This window comes from Mesorhizobium sp. 113-3-3, from assembly GCF_016756495.1.
Lineage (GTDB): Bacteria > Pseudomonadota > Alphaproteobacteria > Rhizobiales > Rhizobiaceae > Mesorhizobium.
Genome location: NZ_AP023243.1, coordinates 1,278,766 through 1,295,592, shown reverse-complemented (window position 1 = coordinate 1,295,592; position 16,827 = coordinate 1,278,766). Strand labels below are relative to the sequence as shown.

At 64.3% G+C, this 16,827-nt stretch carries 11 protein-coding genes; 2 read left to right on the top strand and 9 right to left on the bottom strand.

Translation table 11 applies throughout. The features are described from left to right. Window positions 1-2 precede the first annotated feature (2 nt). The 4 genes from JG746_RS06140 to JG746_RS06125 all read right to left on the bottom strand — a co-directional run bounded on the left by JG746_RS06140 (window position 3) and on the right by JG746_RS06125 (window position 3,651). Window positions 3-887: a F0F1 ATP synthase subunit gamma gene (locus JG746_RS06140; protein WP_202357356.1), complete on the bottom strand. Its 885-nt coding sequence runs from the start codon at window positions 885-887 to the stop codon at window positions 3-5. Between the two features lie 32 nt (window positions 888-919). Then, window positions 920-2,449, bottom strand: a complete 1,530-nt coding sequence (gene atpA / locus JG746_RS06135; RefSeq protein ID WP_019861845.1) for a F0F1 ATP synthase subunit alpha — start codon at window positions 2,447-2,449, stop codon at window positions 920-922. Then, window positions 2,449-3,009 (bottom strand): F0F1 ATP synthase subunit delta, encoded by a 561-nt coding sequence (locus tag JG746_RS06130; protein WP_202357355.1) that lies wholly within the window; start codon window positions 3,007-3,009, stop codon window positions 2,449-2,451. Before JG746_RS06130 ends, atpA begins: the two co-directional genes overlap by 1 nt. Window positions 3,010-3,255: 246 nt before the next feature. After that, window positions 3,256-3,651, bottom strand: coding sequence for an AGROH133_08824 family phage infection protein (locus tag JG746_RS06125; RefSeq protein ID WP_202357354.1), 396 nt, complete (start codon window positions 3,649-3,651; stop codon window positions 3,256-3,258). Window positions 3,652-4,013: 362 nt separating this feature from the next. Between JG746_RS06125 and JG746_RS06120 the strand changes: the two genes are divergently transcribed. Then, on the top strand, window positions 4,014-6,989 hold the full coding sequence (locus JG746_RS06120) for a hypothetical protein (RefSeq protein WP_202357353.1): 2,976 nt from the start codon (window positions 4,014-4,016) through the stop codon (window positions 6,987-6,989). Window positions 6,990-7,025: 36 nt separating this feature from the next. On the opposite strand, the gene JG746_RS06115 is transcribed toward JG746_RS06120, so the two are convergent. Further along, window positions 7,026-7,721, bottom strand: coding sequence for an aspartate/glutamate racemase family protein (locus JG746_RS06115; protein ID WP_202357352.1), 696 nt, complete (start codon window positions 7,719-7,721; stop codon window positions 7,026-7,028). 50 nt (window positions 7,722-7,771) lie between these two features. Continuing rightward, on the bottom strand, window positions 7,772-9,955 hold the full coding sequence (locus JG746_RS06110) for a primosomal protein N' (protein WP_202357351.1): 2,184 nt from the start codon (window positions 9,953-9,955) through the stop codon (window positions 7,772-7,774). A 90-nt stretch (window positions 9,956-10,045) separates the two neighbouring features. On the opposite strand from JG746_RS06110, the gene fsa reads away from it, so the two are divergent. Further along, on the top strand, window positions 10,046-10,702 hold the full coding sequence (gene fsa, locus JG746_RS06105) for a fructose-6-phosphate aldolase (protein ID WP_019861850.1): 657 nt from the start codon (window positions 10,046-10,048) through the stop codon (window positions 10,700-10,702). Window positions 10,703-10,789: 87 nt separating this feature from the next. On the opposite strand, the gene JG746_RS06100 is transcribed toward fsa, so the two are convergent. The 3 genes from JG746_RS06100 to leuS all read right to left on the bottom strand — a co-directional run bounded on the left by JG746_RS06100 (window position 10,790) and on the right by leuS (window position 16,824). Then, window positions 10,790-13,378, bottom strand: coding sequence for a DNA translocase FtsK (locus JG746_RS06100; RefSeq protein WP_202357350.1), 2,589 nt, complete (start codon window positions 13,376-13,378; stop codon window positions 10,790-10,792). 256 nt (window positions 13,379-13,634) lie between these two features. Further along, window positions 13,635-14,213: an LPS assembly lipoprotein LptE gene (gene lptE / locus JG746_RS06095; RefSeq protein ID WP_202357349.1), complete on the bottom strand. Its 579-nt coding sequence runs from the start codon at window positions 14,211-14,213 to the stop codon at window positions 13,635-13,637. Further along, window positions 14,200-16,824 (bottom strand): leucine--tRNA ligase, encoded by a 2,625-nt coding sequence (gene leuS, locus JG746_RS06090; protein WP_202357348.1) that lies wholly within the window; start codon window positions 16,822-16,824, stop codon window positions 14,200-14,202. The genes lptE and leuS overlap by 14 nt, the downstream gene beginning before the upstream one ends. Window positions 16,825-16,827: the final 3 nt, after the last annotated feature.

Below are 16,827 nucleotides of genomic sequence, written 5' to 3'. Positions count from 1 at the left end.
GCCTAGAGCGCTTCGGCGCCCGAAATGATTTCGATCAGTTCCTTGGTGATCTGCGCCTGCCGCTGGCGGTTGTAGGTGATCGACAGCTTGTTGATCATCTCGCCGGCGTTGCGCGTCGCATTGTCCATCGCGCTCATCTTGGCGCCCATTTCGCCGGCCGCGTTTTCGAGCAGCGCCCGGAAAACCTGGACGGAAATGTTGCGCGGGATGAGGTCGGAGAGGATTTCGCCCGGCTCCGGTTCGTACTCGTAGACGGCATTGCCGCCATCCACCGCCGCGGCGGGAGCCGAAGCGACGCCGGCCGGGATGATCTGCTGCGCGGTCGGAACCTGGCTGATCACCGACTTGAACTGCGAATAGAACAGCGTGCAGATGTCGAAAGCGCCCTCGTTGAAGAGGTGGATGACCTTCTTGGCGATCGCGTCGGCATTGACGAAGCCGAGCGTCTTGACCTCACGCAGGTCGACGCGGTCGAGGATCAGCGAGGCATAGTCGCGGCGCAGGATATCGAAACCCTTCTTGCCGACGCAGATGATCTTGACCTGCTTGCCGTCGGCCAGAAGCCGCCGGATATGATCGCGGGCAAGGCGGGCGATCTGCGAATTGAAGCCGCCGCACAGGCCGCGCTCGGCCGTGCAGACGACGAGCAGATGCACGTTGTCCTTGCCGGTGCCCGTCATCAGCGCCGGGGCATCGCCGCCGCCGCCGATTGCCTGGGTTATGTTGGCGAGCACGGACCCCATGCGCTCCGAATAGGGGCGCGCCGCTTCCGCTGCCTCTTGCGCACGGCGCAGCTTCGCCGCGGCGACCATCTGCATCGCCTTGGTGATCTTCTGCGTCGCCTTGACCGAGGCGATACGGTTACGAAGGTCTTTTAATGAAGGCATGCTTCAAACCTGATCCCGTCTTGTCGCTTCGCTCAGGCGAAGGTCTTGGCGAAAGCGTCGATCTCTGCCTTCAGCTTGGCGCGCAGATCGTCCGACAGCGCCTTTTCCTTGCGGATGGCATCGAGAACGTCCTTGCCCGCCGCACGCATGTGGCTGAGCAGGCCATGCTCGAACTTGCCGACCTGGTTGACCGGCAGCTTGTCGAGATAGCCGTTGACGCCGGCGAAGATCACCGCGACCTGCTCTTCCGTCTTCAGCGGCGAGAACTGCGGCTGCTTCAGGAGTTCGGTCAGGCGCGATCCGCGGTTGAGCAGGCGCTGCGTGGCGGCGTCGAGATCCGAGCCGAACTGCGCGAAGGCCGCCATTTCGCGGTACTGCGCGAGCTCGCCCTTGATCGAGCCGGCAACCTGCTTCATCGCCTTGATCTGCGCCGAGGAACCGACGCGCGACACCGACAGACCGACGTTGACGGCCGGACGGATGCCCTGGAAGAACAGGTTGGTTTCGAGGAAGATCTGGCCGTCGGTGATCGAGATCACGTTGGTCGGGATGTAGGCCGACACGTCGTTGGCCTGGGTTTCGATGACCGGCAGAGCCGTCAGCGAGCCATTGCCCAGATCGTCATTGAGCTTGGCGGCGCGCTCGAGCAGGCGCGAGTGCAGGTAGAAGACGTCGCCCGGATAGGCTTCGCGGCCCGGCGGGCGGCGCAGGAGCAGCGACATCTGGCGATAGGCGACGGCCTGCTTGGACAGATCGTCGTAGCTGATCAGCGCATGCATGCCGTTGTCGCGGAAATACTCGCCCATGGTGCACCCGGCGAACGGCGCCAGGAACTGCATCGGCGCCGGATCGGACGCGGTGGCGGCGACGATGATCGAATATTCGAGCGCGCCGCGCTCTTCCAGCACCTTGACGAACTGCGCGACGGTCGAGCGCTTCTGGCCGACGGCGACGTAGACGCAGTAGAGCTTTTCCTTCTCGGGGCCGTTGTCGTGCACCGACTTCTGGTTGAGCATCGTGTCGAGGATGATGGCGGTCTTGCCGGTCTGACGGTCACCGATGACCAGCTCGCGCTGGCCACGGCCGACCGGGATCAGCGCGTCGATGGCCTTGAGGCCGGTCGACATCGGCTCATGCACCGACTTGCGCGGAATAATGCCGGGCGCCTTGACGTCGACGCGCTTGCGTTCGGTCGCCTTGATCGGGCCCTTGCCGTCGATCGGGTTGCCGAGCGCGTCGACGACGCGGCCGAGCAGGCCAGGACCGACCGGAACGTCGACGATGGCGCCGGTGCGCTTGACGGTGTCGCCTTCCTTGATGTCGCGGTCGGCGCCGAAGATGACGACGCCGACATTGTCGGCTTCGAGGTTGAGCGCCATGCCGCGGATGCCGCCGGGGAATTCGACCATCTCGCCGGCCTGGACATTGTCGAGGCCGTAGACGCGGGCGATACCGTCACCGACGGACAGCACCTGTCCGACTTCGGAGACCTCGGCCTCCTTGCCGAAATTCTTGATCTGGTCTTTCAGAATTGCGGAAATTTCCGCGGCGCGGATGTCCATCAGCCGACCTCTTTCAGTGCAAGCTTGAGCGAATTGAGTTTGGTTTTGAGCGACGTATCGATCTGGCGCGAGCCCATCTTGACCACCAGACCGCCGAGCAGCGACGGATCGACGGTGACGGAGATGGCCACGTCCTTGCCGGCAACGCTTTTCAGCGCCGCCTTGAGTTCGGTCTGCTGGGCAGCCGTCAGCTCGTGCGCCGACGTCACTTCAGCAGCGGTCTCGCCACGGTGTTCGGCGGCGATCTGGCGGAACGCCTTGATCATGCCGGGCACGGCGAACAGGCGACGATTGCGGGCGACGACGCGCAGGAAATTACCGGTGAGGCCGGTTATGCCTGCCTTGTCGGCGATCGCCGCGATGGCCTTGGCCTGCTCCTCGCTGGAGAACACCGGGCTGTTGATGAGCCGGGTCAGGTCCGAGCTGCCCGCGAGCATCGCCTCGAAACTGTTGAGGTCGGCCTCGACCTTGGCCACGGAATTTGCCTGCAGGGCGAGCTCGAACAGCGAACCCGCATAGCGTTCTGCGACACCTGAGATTGGCGATGACGATTGAGCCACGGACCGTCTTTTCTCTTGTCTGACAGGCCGCAGATTGTTGGCGCGAGCAAAAACTCTGGCTAAATCTTTGACCTTACTGCATTTTTTCAAGCACGGAGGCGCGGCTTCCGCTATCCCCGGCCGAAAGTCGATTGCCGTCTAGCACAGGCATTTTAAGACCGCAATGCGTCGTTCCGCATGCTTTTCAGGCACTATTGTCGCATCCGGCAAAAGACCAGGGTCCTGCGCGCCGGAATAGCTAGGGATTCAGGGCACAAAGCCGAAGGCAAAGGCAAGCGGCAACGCCGCCAGGACCAATTCCACCACAATGGAAACCCAATTGAAAGGTGTGTTGGCGCCATCCGACATCATCGACAGCAGCCGGCCGAAGGCGGTGAACAGCCAGGAGAAGCCGAGCGCCATGTAAACCAGCGGCTGCGCCAACAGGATGCAGCACAGGCCGACGCCGAGATAGAAGCCCGACATCCTGCCGCGCCCCTCGGCGATCGCCGCCGTTTTCTCAGGCTTGGCCTGCAGGCGCAGGATGCGGAAGGCGAGGTTCGGTGCCAGGAAAAACAGAAGTCCGAGCAGGACGGTGAAGACGGCGCTCGACCAGGCCAGCCATTCGCCCTGGCTCGTCGGCCATGGAAGCGCAAAGTCCATTGTGTCTCACCCCCTCACAAGAATTGCGGATGCATTGAATGTCACCCGTGACGGAAGTCAAGCGCACGGCCGGCACGCCGAGGTTTCGCCAAGGCCTCCCAGGGGATGCCCGACTGGTGAGCACCGGTTCCACGGCGGATATGGCTGTTGCGCAAGAAAATCCACGGACGCGAGCATGCTGAGTGCAATTTCTTCGACAGTATAGATCGCGTGCCTTGCCGCAACGTAAGCCAAGTATTATGGTCTCGATGTTTATTTCGTCGACTGCTTGTTCATTTTAGCAATTGCACATGTTTCACGATCACTTGTGAAATCTGTGCGGACGGAGTGCGGCAGGCAGGATCTCGAATGCGGAGAAGATCATGCCGAATCTCGGTGGGGCGTTGAATCTGGCCCGCATCTGGGTCACCGCGGCCGCCCTTGCCGGGATCACGCAAGACGCGCGCGCCGACTGCATCGCGGGACGGCCGACAGCCTTGGTTCCGGCCGATCCGCTGGTCTGCCACCAGCTCGAAGCCACGATCAAGAAGCCCTCGGCGCTTCCCCTGGGGGACTACGAGAACAAGCTCAACCAATATCTCGGCGGCTATTGCTACCGCGATGAGGCCGCCGGATGGGTGCACGACAAATTCGTGCGCCAGGCCGGACCGCGCATCGCGACCCTGGTCAACGGCGCCTGGCAGGGCAAGGATTTCGGAACCCATGCGCCTGTGATGATCTGGTACTCGCCCGAGATGGCGGACTGGCTTCGCAAGAACCGCTCGGCCGAGGGCGAGGTCGATCATCCGCCGCCCGTACCCGATGGCGCTATCATGGTGAAGGAGATGTTTTCCGAGCCGGCATCCGATTGCCGGACGGTCGATTCCGTCAAGCTTTTTCCAACCAGCGGCGCTGCGATCATGATCCGCGATGCCAGCGCCTCTTACGACGGCTGGTTCTGGGGGTGGTACGGCTTTGGCAGCCAGAGCGGCTGGACGCCGGATTGGCCAGCCTTGCCGGCCGACAACAACAGCCTGCCCAACATGGGCTTTGCCCAATATTGCATGAACTGTCATGCCTCGGCCGCCGACAATCTGACTTTCGCATCGCCCAAGAATATCGCCGGCGAGCCAGGCAAGCCGCTCAACTATCTCGCACAGGATTTCTTCGACGCGGCGCCGGCTCCGACTTTGCACCAGACCGTCGTTTTGCCGGTCAATGCCAGCCCGCGCCTTGGTCAACCGCTCTACAGTCCGAACGCCGACGTGATCGCCGCGCTGCAGGCCTATGTCCGCGAGATGCCGAGCTACGACACCGTCTCGCGAATGCCTTCCGAGACCTACGACAACACCTGGGTTGGGGCCAAAGGCCCCGATGCATCGGACACTTTCCTGACCTCCAGCCAGTGCCTTGGCTGCCATGATGCCGGCAGCACCGGGCTGCAGTTCGACATGACCCAGCCGAACCCGCATGGTGTCGGGCTGATCAACCTGTCGCCCTTTACGACCTGGCGAACCTCGCCGATGGGGTTGGGCGGCCGCGATCCCATATTTTTTGCGCAACTGGCCAGTGAAACGCAGAGCTTTCACCCCAAAATGTCGGGCGTGGTGCAGGACGTCTGCCTCGGCTGCCACGGCATAGCCGGAGAGCGGCAGTTTCATATCGACGACAAGGCGCGCACGGGCAAATGCGAACCGTTCTCGCGCGCAATGGTCGATGCGACGCCATGGCCGGCCGACAATCCGAGCGCCGCGCACGCCAATTACGGCATGCTTGCCCGCGACGGCATCACCTGCACGTCGTGTCACCGCATGGTGCTCAACACCAAGGCCAGCGAACCGCTCGCTGATCAGCCGCAGAATGCTTGCGTCGACGAGCGTCAGGCGCTGCTCAATCCGCACGCAACCGGTTTTGCCAAGACCTTCACCGGCAGCTTCATGGTCGGTTCGCCTGATACGCTGATCGGCCCCTTCGAGAAACCGGAGGTCGGGCCGATGCATACCGCTCTCGGCATCAAACCGGTTCACGACGCCACGATCATGAGTTCCGAGGTTTGCGGGACCTGCCACACGGTCCATCTGCCGGTTCTGCAAGGCACCAGCACGCTGGCGCATATCTATGAGCAGACGACCTATCCGGAATGGGCGTTCAGCGCCTATCGAACCGGCAGCACCCCGGACGGGCCGCTTCCGCTCGGCCCCGGCGCAACGCCGCGCAGTTGTCAGGGCTGCCACATGCCGTCGACGCAAAAGGACGGATCGCCGACGACGAGCAAGATCGCCAGCATCCAGGAGAATCTGAATTTCCCGCAGACGGAATCCAGCAACGCGCCGGACCTTCTGGCTCGCGAGGGCTTTGCCCGCCACACCCTGGTTGGCCTCAATGTATTCCTGGTCAAGATGGCGCAGCAGTTTCCCGATGTCTTCGGCATCCGGACGCGCGATCCGATGATGGGCAACAAGGCCGTCGATCCGCTCGTCCTCACCGAGCAGGCGATGCTCGACCAGGCCTCGCAGGCAACCGCCACCGTCGCCGTCAGCAACCTTGCCCTGACCGCCGACACGCTCGACGCCAAGGTGACGGTGAAGAACCTTGCCGGTCACAAATTTCCCTCCGGCGTCGGTTTCCGGCGCGCGTTTGTGACCTTCAGCGTGTTCGACCAGAACGGCGAGCCGCTCTGGGTCTCCGGTCGCACCAACGCCGCCGGCGTCATCGTCGGCGCCAACGGCAAGCCGCTCGATGGCGAACTTTGGTGGAAAGACGATTGTTCCGGCCGCGTGCACCCCGGCGAACGGCCGCATCAGCCGCACTACCAGAAGATCACGCGCCAGGATCAGGTCCAGATCTATCAGGAGCTGGTATCCACCCCTCCGGCCGATACGCCCAATCCTGTCTGCAATGCCCATTCGAAGCCGGAGGGCGAACTGACCACCAGCTTCCTGTCGATCTGCACGGAGGTGAAGGACAACCGCATATTGCCTTCGGGCTTCCTGCCGCTCTCGGACCGGCTGGAAATCGCCAAGGCCCTGGGCGCGGATGAAGAGCTCGCCGTCGATGTCGGCACAACGGCCGTCGAGGACGACCCCGACTATGTCGAGGGCGGCAGCGACACGCTGAACTACTCGATCCCGCTTGCCGATCTGCCGAAGGGCGCACGCCCTGCCAGCATCGAGGCGGATCTCTACTACCAGGCGACGCCGCCATCCTATCTGCAGGACCGGTTCTGCACCGCCAAGGGCCCCGACACCGATCGCCTGTACTTTCTCACCGGCCATCTCAACCTGGCCGGCACGGAAGCGGACGGATGGAAGCTGAAAGTCGTCGGCAGCGGAACAGTCGCCGTGGCTGCCCCGCCCTGACACGCTTTCCCTTGAATCGCTTCAGGACAGATTGCTTCAGGACAGCATGAATTCCACGGCCGCCTCGGCATGGATGTGCGTCGTGTCGAACACCGGAATGTCGAAATCGTCCTGTCCGATCAGCATGGTGATTTCCGTACAGCCCATGATGATGCTGTCGGCGGCCCCGTCACGGCGCAGCCGTTCGGCCTCTTCGATGTAAGCCGCCTTCGAGGCTTCGGTGACGATGCCCTGACAGAGCTCGTCATAGATGATGCGATGCACCATGTCGCGTCCCGCGGCATCGGGCACAACCGGCGACAGGCCGTATTTGTCGGCGAGCCGGCCCTTGTAGAAATCCTGCTCCATGGTGAAGCGCGTCGCCAGCAGCGCCGGACGCTGCATGCCGGCGCGCTGGATCACCGTCGCGGTGGCGTCGGCGATGTGGATCAGCGGGATCGACACCGACGCCTGCACCTGGTCAGCCAGTTTGTGCATGGTGTTGGTGCACAGAAGCAGCCCTTGCGCGCCGCCCGCCTCCAGCTTGCGCGCCGCCTCGACCAGAAGCACGCCGGCGCCGTCCCAGTCGCCGTGATGCTGCCGCTCGGCGATCTCGGCAAAGTCGAACGACCACAGAAGCAGCTTCGCCGAATGCAGCCCGCCAAGGCGCTCGCGCACGATCTCGTTGAGCAGGCGATAGTAGATGGCGGTCGATTCCCAGCTCATGCCGCCGAGCAAGCCAAGGGTTTTCATATGATCTTCCGTTTCTCGCTGGCCAGCAGCCTATCGCCGACGTCGCGACCTTACAAAAAGCTCTGCGGGTCGATATCCACCTGCACCCGCACCGAACCGCGCTGCTTCGGCCCATTGGCCAGCATGGCGCGGATAAAGCCTTGCATGTCGGCGCGCCGTTCGCCCTGGATCAGCAGGCGGAAGCGGTGGCGACCGCCGAGCAGGGAGAGCGGCGCCTCGGCTGGCCCCAGCACGAACAGATCCTTGGCCTCCGGCGCGGCGCGGCGCAGGCCGCGCGCATGCCCTTCCGCTTCCGCGCGCGTCACCGCGCTGACGATGACGCCGGCCAGCCGGCCGAAGGGCGGCAGTGCCGCCCGTTCGCGCTCGGCGATCTCGCGTTCGTAAAAAGCCTCGGCATCGCCCGAGACGATTGCCCGCATCACCGGATGATCGGGTTGGAAAGTCTGCAGCAGGCCGAGGCTCTTCTTGCCGGTGCGGCCGGCGCGGCCTGTCACCTGGCTGAGCAGTTGGAAAGTGCGCTCGGCGGCGCGCGGATCGCCATTGGCGAGACCGAGATCGGCATCGACGACGCCGACCAGCGTCATGTTGGGAAAATTGTGCCCCTTGGCGACAAGCTGCGTGCCGATGACGATGTCGGCTTCACCATCGGCGATGGCCTCCAGTTCCAACCGCAGCCGCCGCACACCGCCCATCAGGTCGGATGACAGAACGATGGTGCGCGCATCGGGGAAATGCGTGACGACCTCCTCGGCGATGCGCTCGACGCCCGGGCCGCAGGCAACCAGATGATCGAGCGTGCCGCATTCCGGGCAGGCTTCGGGGCGGCGTTCATTGTGTCCGCAATGATGGCAGACCAGCTGGCCGCGGAAGCGATGCTCGACCAGCCATGCCGAACAGACCGGGCAGCCGAAACGGTGGCCGCAGACCCGGCACAGCGTCAGCGGCGCGTAGCCGCGCCGGTTGAGGAACAGCAGCGACTGTTCCTTCTTCTCCAGTGTCTTGCGCATATGGTCGATCAGCACTGGCGACAGGAAGCCGCCGCGCGCCGGCGGGGCGCGCCGCATGTCGATCGACTTCAATTGCGGCAGCGCCGCCTCGGCGAAACGGGCGGAGAGGACGGCTCTGTTGTATTTGCCTTGGCTCGCATTGACCCGGCTCTCGACCGATGGCGTCGCCGACGCCAGCACCACCGGGAAGCCGCCAATATGGCCGCGCACCACCGCCATGTCGCGCGCATTGTAGAAGACACGGTCTTCCTGCTTGTAGGCGGGGTCGTGCTCCTCGTCGACCACGATCAGGCCAAGCTCCTTGAACGGCAGGAACAGCGCCGAGCGCGCGCCGGCAACGACGCGCACCGTGCCCTCAGCCACCTGCCGCCAGACTTTTTCGCGCATCCTGGGCGGCAGGTCGGAATGCCATTCGCCCGGCTTGGCGCCGAAGCGCTGCTGGAAGCGTTCGAGGAAAGCGTGGGTCAGCGCGATTTCCGGCAAAAGGATCAGCACCTGCTTGCCCCGGTCGAGTGCCGCCGCCACCGCCTCGAAATAGACCTCCGTCTTGCCCGACCCGGTGACGCCATCGAGCAGCGCGACGTTGAAGGCGCCGGCCGCGACGTTGGCGCGCAGCATCGATGCGGCGTCACTCTGGTCCGGCATCAATTCCGGCACGGCATAGCTCGGGTCGGGTGCTGCCACCACCGGGCGCGGCGGGATCATCACCGTCTCGAACACGCCTTGCGCCTTCAGCCCCTCGATCACCGTCGACGACACGCCGGCGGCGTGAGCAAGGCCGGATCGTGTCCAGGCCAGCCCGCCCTCGGCGGTCTCCAATACACGCGCCCGCGCATCCGTCATCCGGTCGGGAACGATAAGCGTGCGCTGCAGCCCCTCGATCCACGGTTCCGGGTCAAAGGCTTCGGGCGCTCGCAGCAGCATCCGCGCGACCATGCCGGGCGCCGACAATGTGTATTGCGCCACCCAGTCGACGAAACGGCGCATCGAACGGTCTATCGGCGGACAGTCGAAAACCCGTTCGATCGGGCGCAGTTTTTTCGCGTCGACGGTCTCGACCACGCCGTCCCAGACAATGCCGGCGACCTGGCGCGGCCCGAGCGGCACGCGCACGATCGACCCCGGCACCACGCGCATGCCGGCCGGCACGGCATAGGTGTAGGGGCGTTCGGCAGGCATCGGCACCAGCACCGGCGCGGCTGCGACAAAGGGCGAATCTTCAATCATGAGGCGTGACCTTGCCCCGACTTTGGTCTAGATCAAAGAGCAACGCTGAACGTGCCTTCCCAAGCACGAGGAAATCGTCAGGAGACCGCCATGAAATTTTTTGTCGACACCGCCGACATCAAGGATATCCGTGAGCTGAATGATCTGGGGCTGCTCGACGGCGTCACCACCAATCCGTCGCTGATTCTCAAATCGGGCGGCAAGATCGCCGACGTCACCAAGCAGATCTGCGATATCGTTGCTGGCCCGGTTTCGGCCGAAGTCGTGGCGACCGAATACAAGGACATGATGGCTGAGGCCGAGGTGCTGGCCAAGATCGCCCCCAATGTCTGCATCAAGGTGCCGCTGACGCTGGACGGCCTCAAGGCCTGCAAGACGATCCGCACCCAGATGAACCGCATGGTCAACGTCACGCTGTGCTTCTCGGCCAACCAGGCGCTGCTCGCCGCCAAGGCTGGGGCCTCGTTCATCTCGCCCTTCGTCGGCCGCATCGACGACACCGGCTCGGACGGCATGGAGCTGATCCAGGAGATCCGCCAGATCTACGACAATTACGATTTCCAGACCGAGATCCTGACGGCATCGGTGCGCACGGTGAACCACGTCAAGCAGGCGGCCCTGATCGGTGCTGATGTCATCACGGCGCCGCCAGCGACGCTGAAGGCGCTGGTCAAGCACCCGCTGACCGACAAGGGCCTGGAACAGTTCCTCGCCGACTGGGCCAAGACCGGCCAGAAGATCGGCTGAGATCGCGCCGCTTCAATGAAAAAGGCCGGGTGACCGGCCATTTTCATTATGCGTGGGAAGAAGTCCGATTGCCGAAAGGGCGGCCGATCATTCCACGCCGTCGTCGTCAGGCGCGGCCACCGGCGGGCGCCGGCCCATGATGATCTCGCGCTTGCCGACATGGTTGGGCGCGCCGACCAGGCCTTCCTTCTCCATGCGCTCGACCAGGGATGCGGCGCGGTTGTAGCCGATGCCCAGGCGGCGCTGGATGTAGGACGTCGAGCACTTCTTGTCGCGCACCACCACCTTGACCGCTTCCTCATAGCTGGAATCGCCGTCCTCGGCCGCGACCGATCCCTTGTCGAAGACCGCGCCCTGGTCGTCTTCGACCTCTTCGTCATCCTCGTCGGCTGTCACGGTTTCCAGATATTCCGGGCGTCCCTGGGCCTTCAGATGCGCCACGACATGCTCGACCTCCGCGTCGGAGACAAAGGGGCCGTGCACGCGCGAAATGCGCCCGCCGCCCATCATGTGCAGCATGTCGCCCTGGCCGAGCAGCTGCTCGGCGCCCTGCTCGCCCAGAATGGTACGGCTGTCGATCTTGGAGGTGACCTGGAAGGAGATGCGGGTCGGGAAGTTGGCCTTGATCGTGCCGGTGATGACATCGACCGAGGGACGCTGCGTCGCCATGATCAGATGGATGCCGGCGGCGCGCGCCATCTGCGCCAGGCGCTGGATGGCGCCTTCGATCTCCTTGCCGGCGACCATCATCAGGTCGGCCATCTCGTCGACGATGACGACGATGTAGGGCATCGGCGCAAGGTCGATTTCCTGCTGCTCGAACAGCGGCTCACCGGTGCCCTTTTCGAAGCCGGTCTGCACCGTCATGACGACCGCCTCGCCCTTGTCGCGGGCTTGGGCGGCGCGCTCATTGTAGCCGTCGATGTTGCGCACGCCGAGCCGCGCCATCTTGCGATAGCGGTCCTCCATCTCGCGCACCGCCCATTTGAGCGCGGTGACCGCCTTCTTGGGATCGGTGACGACGGGCGTCAGAAGATGCGGGATGCCGTCATAGACCGAGAGTTCCAGCATCTTCGGATCGACCATGATCAGCCGGCATTCTTCCGGCTTCAGCCGGTAGAGCAGCGACAGGATCATGGTGTTGATGGCAACCGACTTGCCGGAGCCGGTGGTGCCGGCGACGAGCAGATGCGGCATCTTCGCCAGTTCGGCGATGACAGGCTCGCCGCCGATGGTCTTGCCGAGGCAAAGCGCCAGCTTGCAGCTGGTCTTGCGGAAACCCTGCGATTCGATCAGCTCGCGGAAATAGACGGTCTCGCGCGTTTCGTTCGGCAGCTCGATGCCGATGACGTTGCGGCCGGGCACGACGGCGACGCGCGCCGAGATCGCCGACATGGAGCGGGCGATGTCGTCGGCGAGGCCGATGACGCGGGACGATTTGACGCCCGGCGCCGGCTCGAACTCGTAGAGGGTGACGACCGGACCCGGGCGAACGTGGATGATCTCGCCCTTGACGCCGAAATCCTCCAGCACGCTTTCCAGGAGATCGGCATTCTGCTCGAGCCGCTCCTGCGACATATAGAAACCCTGCCCTTCCGGCGGCTGCTGCAGCAGTTCCTCGGAGGGAAGTTCATACGCCTCGCCGGTCGTGGCCGGCACGATCTTGCCGACCCTTGGCAGCGGCGAAGACGCGCGCGCAGCTGGGGCCTGAACGGCCTCCTCCGCGACTTGCGCACCTTGCGCCGGAGCGGCATTGCCCGCGACTGCCGGGGCTGCGACCCGATCCCGGGCTCGCTGCGGCACACCTGCCGCCGCCGGCTGAACCACGGCTTCGTTGGAGTTGGCCGGCCGGACATCCGGCAAAGCGGCAGGGGCCTGCTGGCCTGGAAGCCAGTCGATGACGCGGAACGACGCGGTCGGGTCGGCCGTGGGCGCGGCGCGGGCGTCGACGCGTCCAGGGACAACAACAGGCGCGGACACGCGGGGCGCCGGGACGGCTCGCGGCGTGGGCGACGAACCTTCGATCATGTAGGGCGCCATGAGCTCGAAGAAGACGTGATCCGACAGATAGGGCCAGCGGACGGTTTCGCGGCCTGTCGTCCTGGCCGGCGCCGCCATTGCCTGGGCGGACGCGGCCGGTGCGGATGCACGTGCCGTCGCGGCAGCCCTCGCACCGGCCGTCACGACAGTCCGCGCCTTTTCGCTGGTATGCCTTGGCGGAACCGAGGCCGGCGATCTTTCATGCATCACGGCTTTGTCGCCGGCGGGCGGCCGGGCGGCTTCCAAAGCGGCGTTCCGGCTCTTCATCGCCGCAGCCGATGCCGAGGACGGGAGCACGGACGACGTCGTGGTCGCGGCAGGCTGTGCGACGGGTTGCCGCGCCGGCGGTGCCGGCTGTTCGTCCTGCTCGGAGGTGACCTGGCGCGGATGGCGCGGGCTGGCTTCATAGTCCGGCGTGCGGGTAAACCGCACATTGGGCGCCAGGAAGAAATACTCCTGCCAGGCTGGACTTTCGTTGCCGCCGAGATCGACAGGCGGCGGGAAATTGCCGCCCGCGGCGGCGCCCGACTGCTGGCCGTCCAGCTTGCCGCCCGGGCCGCTGAAACGCTTTCCCTCGGGGTCATCGGGCGAAGCTGGCTTCAATGAACTGACCCGAGGAAAACGCTTGGATTCCATTCTCAAGACTCACGCTGAAATGTCTGCTGAGACATAGGGAGCGAGTGGTTAACAGTTGCTTCCCGCCGGCGCTTTTGGAGCGGCCGAAACGCATCTTTCGCGGCGATGGCGCACGTGCCGGATTCGAGTGGGTGATCGTCATCCACGATCACCCACTCATGCACATGCGTCGGGTCAAAAAAGAAAACTCCCGGCCGTCGCGAAGCGGGCCGTGCATCAGGATCGAGGCAACGTTTTGCGTGGAAATAAGGTGGCGCTAGCCAGCCTTCTTGCCGTGCCGGACCATATCTTGGGCGATGGACAGCTGCAGCGCCTCCGCCAATTCGCGCGCGGCGCGGTTCTCGGCGTCGATCTGCGCGCGATACGAGGCAAATTCCTGGCGCGGCCTGTCGAAGGACGAGGTGATAGAACGCTTGCCGACTGTGATGACGGCGCCGGTTTTCGCATCGGTCAGCGTATAATTGGCGGTGAGCGTCACCGAGCCGGCGGTCGGCTCGTCCTCATCGGTGCCGACCTGCACGAGGGCCGAGGATTCAACAGCTTCGGTCACGCTGAGATCCAGCGAATAAAGCGGCGACGCCGGTTCGCCGGCGCCACGCCCGAAGCCGAAGATCAGATTGTTGCGCACCTGCTGGGCGTAACGCGTCTTGACCGGCTTGATGGCGATCGACGCCAGTTCGGCATTGGCGCTCACTCCCGTCGACAACGGCGCGTTGGAATAGAGCGGCCGCACCGTGCAGGCCGAAACCAGCGCCAGCGAGCCGACAAGGCCGGCAAGCGCGACGCGGCGCAGCAGACGGCTCAGCTCCGTCTTTTCCCGATCAGGCAACGACATTGACGATCCTCTGCGGCACGATGATCACCTTGCGCGGAGCCTTACCTTCGAGCGCTTTCTGCACGAAGTCGAGAGCCAATACCGCTTTTTCGACCGCACCTTGGTCCGCGTCGCGGGCAATTGTCAAATCCCCCCGCTTCTTGCCGTTGACCTGCACCGGATAGGTCACTTCATTGTCGACGACCAGCGCCAGGTCGAAGACCGGCCATGGCCGTTCGGCGACCAGATCGGTGCCGCCGAGCGCCTCCCAGCACTCTTCGGCCAGGTGCGGCATCACTGGCGCGATCAGATGCACCAGGATCTCCACCGCCTGGCGGCAGGCGCCTTGCAGTGCCGGATCGGCCTTGCCTTCCGCCACCTGGTTGAGCGGCGTGGTCAGCACATTGGCCAGTTCATAGATGCGGGCGATGGCGCGGTTGAAGCCGAGCTTCTCGATGTCCTCGCCGACCGCCTTCAGGATCTTGTGCGTGGCCTTCGAGACCGCTCCCGCCTCGCCGGTGTCAGCCGCTACGGGCTTGACGCCTGCCAGCGTCTCGGCGGCCGTCGACACCAGCCGCCAGATGCGCTGCATGAAGCGGTGCGCGCCGGCGGCGCCATCATCGGTCCATTCGACGTCACGCTCGGGCGGCGAATCCGACAGCATGAACCAGCGCGCCGTATCGGCGCCGTAGCCGTCGGTGATGTCCTCGGGGCTCACCGTGTTCTTCTTCGACTTCGACATCTTCTCCAGCGGGCCGATGGTGACAGGCTCCCCGGTGGCGATGTCGAAGGCGCGGCGTTCACCCTCGACGCCCTCCAGCCGCACCTCGGTCGGCGCCAGCCAGCGGCCGTTCGAAGCCGATCCGGCGCGGTAGGTTTCGTGCACCACCATGCCTTGCGTGAAAAGGCCCTTGAACGGCTCGGCCAGGTCGACATGGCCGGTCTCGCGCATGGCGCGAGTGAAGAAGCGCGAATAGAGCAGGTGCAGGATCGCGTGCTCGATGCCGCCGATATACTGGTCGACCGGCAGCCATTCATTGGCCGCCCTGGGATCGGTCGGTTCATGCGCCCAGGGCGCGGTGAAGCGAGCGAAATACCAGGACGAATCGACGAAAGTGTCCATCGTGTCGGTTTCGCGGCGTGCGTCCTTGCCGCATTGCGGGCACTTCACATGCCGCCAGGTCGGATGCCGGTCGAGCGGGTTGCCCGGCCGGTCGAAATCGACGTCGTCGGGCAGCTTGACCGGCAGGTCGGCCTTCGGCACCGGCACCACGCCGCAATCCTCGCAATGGATCATCGGGATCGGGCAGCCCCAGTAGCGCTGGCGCGAAATGCCCCAGTCGCGCAGGCGGAAATTCACCTTGCGCTCGGCCATCGGCCGGTTGCCGATCGTCTTCTGCTCCAGCAGCTTCGCCACTTCGTCGAAGGCGCGGTCCGGCTTCATGCCGTCGAGGAAGCGCGAATTGATCATCACGCCGTCGTCGACATAGGCCTCTTCCGTGATCTGGAAGGTCTTGGCGTCGCCGCCTTCCGGCATCACCACCGGGATCACCGGCAGGCCGTATTTGTTGGCGAAGTCGAGATCGCGCTGGTCGCCGGACGGGCAGCCGAAGATGGCGCCGGTGCCGTACTCCATCAGCACGAAATTGGCGACATAGACGGGCAGCGTCCAGCTGTCGTCGAACGGATGGACGACGCGGATGCCGGTGTCGAAACCCTTCTTCTCGGCCGTCTCAAGCGCGGCCACCGAAGTGCCCATATGTCTGATATCGTCGATGAACTTCGCCAGTTCCGGATTGGTCTCGGCGGCCTTCCTGGCCAGCGGATGGTCGGCGGCAACGGCCATGAACGAGGCGCCGAAAATGGTGTCGGGCCGCGTCGTGTAGACTTCCAGCTCGTGCTCGCCGGCAACGTCCGAGGCCAGAGGCCAGCGGATCAGCAGGCCTTCCGAACGGCCGATCCAGTTCTGCTGCATCAGCTTCACTTTTTCCGGCCATTCGTCGAGGCCGTCGAGCGAATCCAGCAGGTCCTGCGCAAAATCGGTGATCTTGAAGAACCATTGCGTCAGTTCGCGCTGTTCCACCAACGCGCCGGAGCGCCAGCCGCGCCCGTCGATAACCTGCTCGTTGGCGAGCACCGTCATGTCCTCCGGGTCCCAGTTGACCTTGGAGGATTTGCGCGTCACTAGCCCCTTCTCGACGAAATCGAGGAACAGCATCTGCTGGCGGTGGTAGTAGTCAACGTCGCAAGTGGCGAACTCGCGCGCCCAGTCCAGCGACAGGCCCATGACCTTGAGCTGCTCGCGCATGGTGGCGATGTTCTGGTAGGTCCATTCCTTGGGATGGACCTTGTTCTGCATCGCCGCGTTTTCGGCCGGCATGCCGAAGGCGTCCCAGCCCATCGGGTGCAGCACGTTGAAACCCTTGGCCCGCTTGTAGCGCGCCACCACGTCGCCCATCGTATAATTGCGGGTGTGGCCGATATGGATGCGCCCTGACGGATAGGGAAACATCTCGAGCACGTAGTATTTCGGCTTCGGGTCGTCATTGCGCGCTTCGAACAGCTTCTTTTCGGCCCAGGCCTTCTGCCATTTGGGCTCTGACGCGCGCGGATTGTATCGTTCGGTTGCCATGGG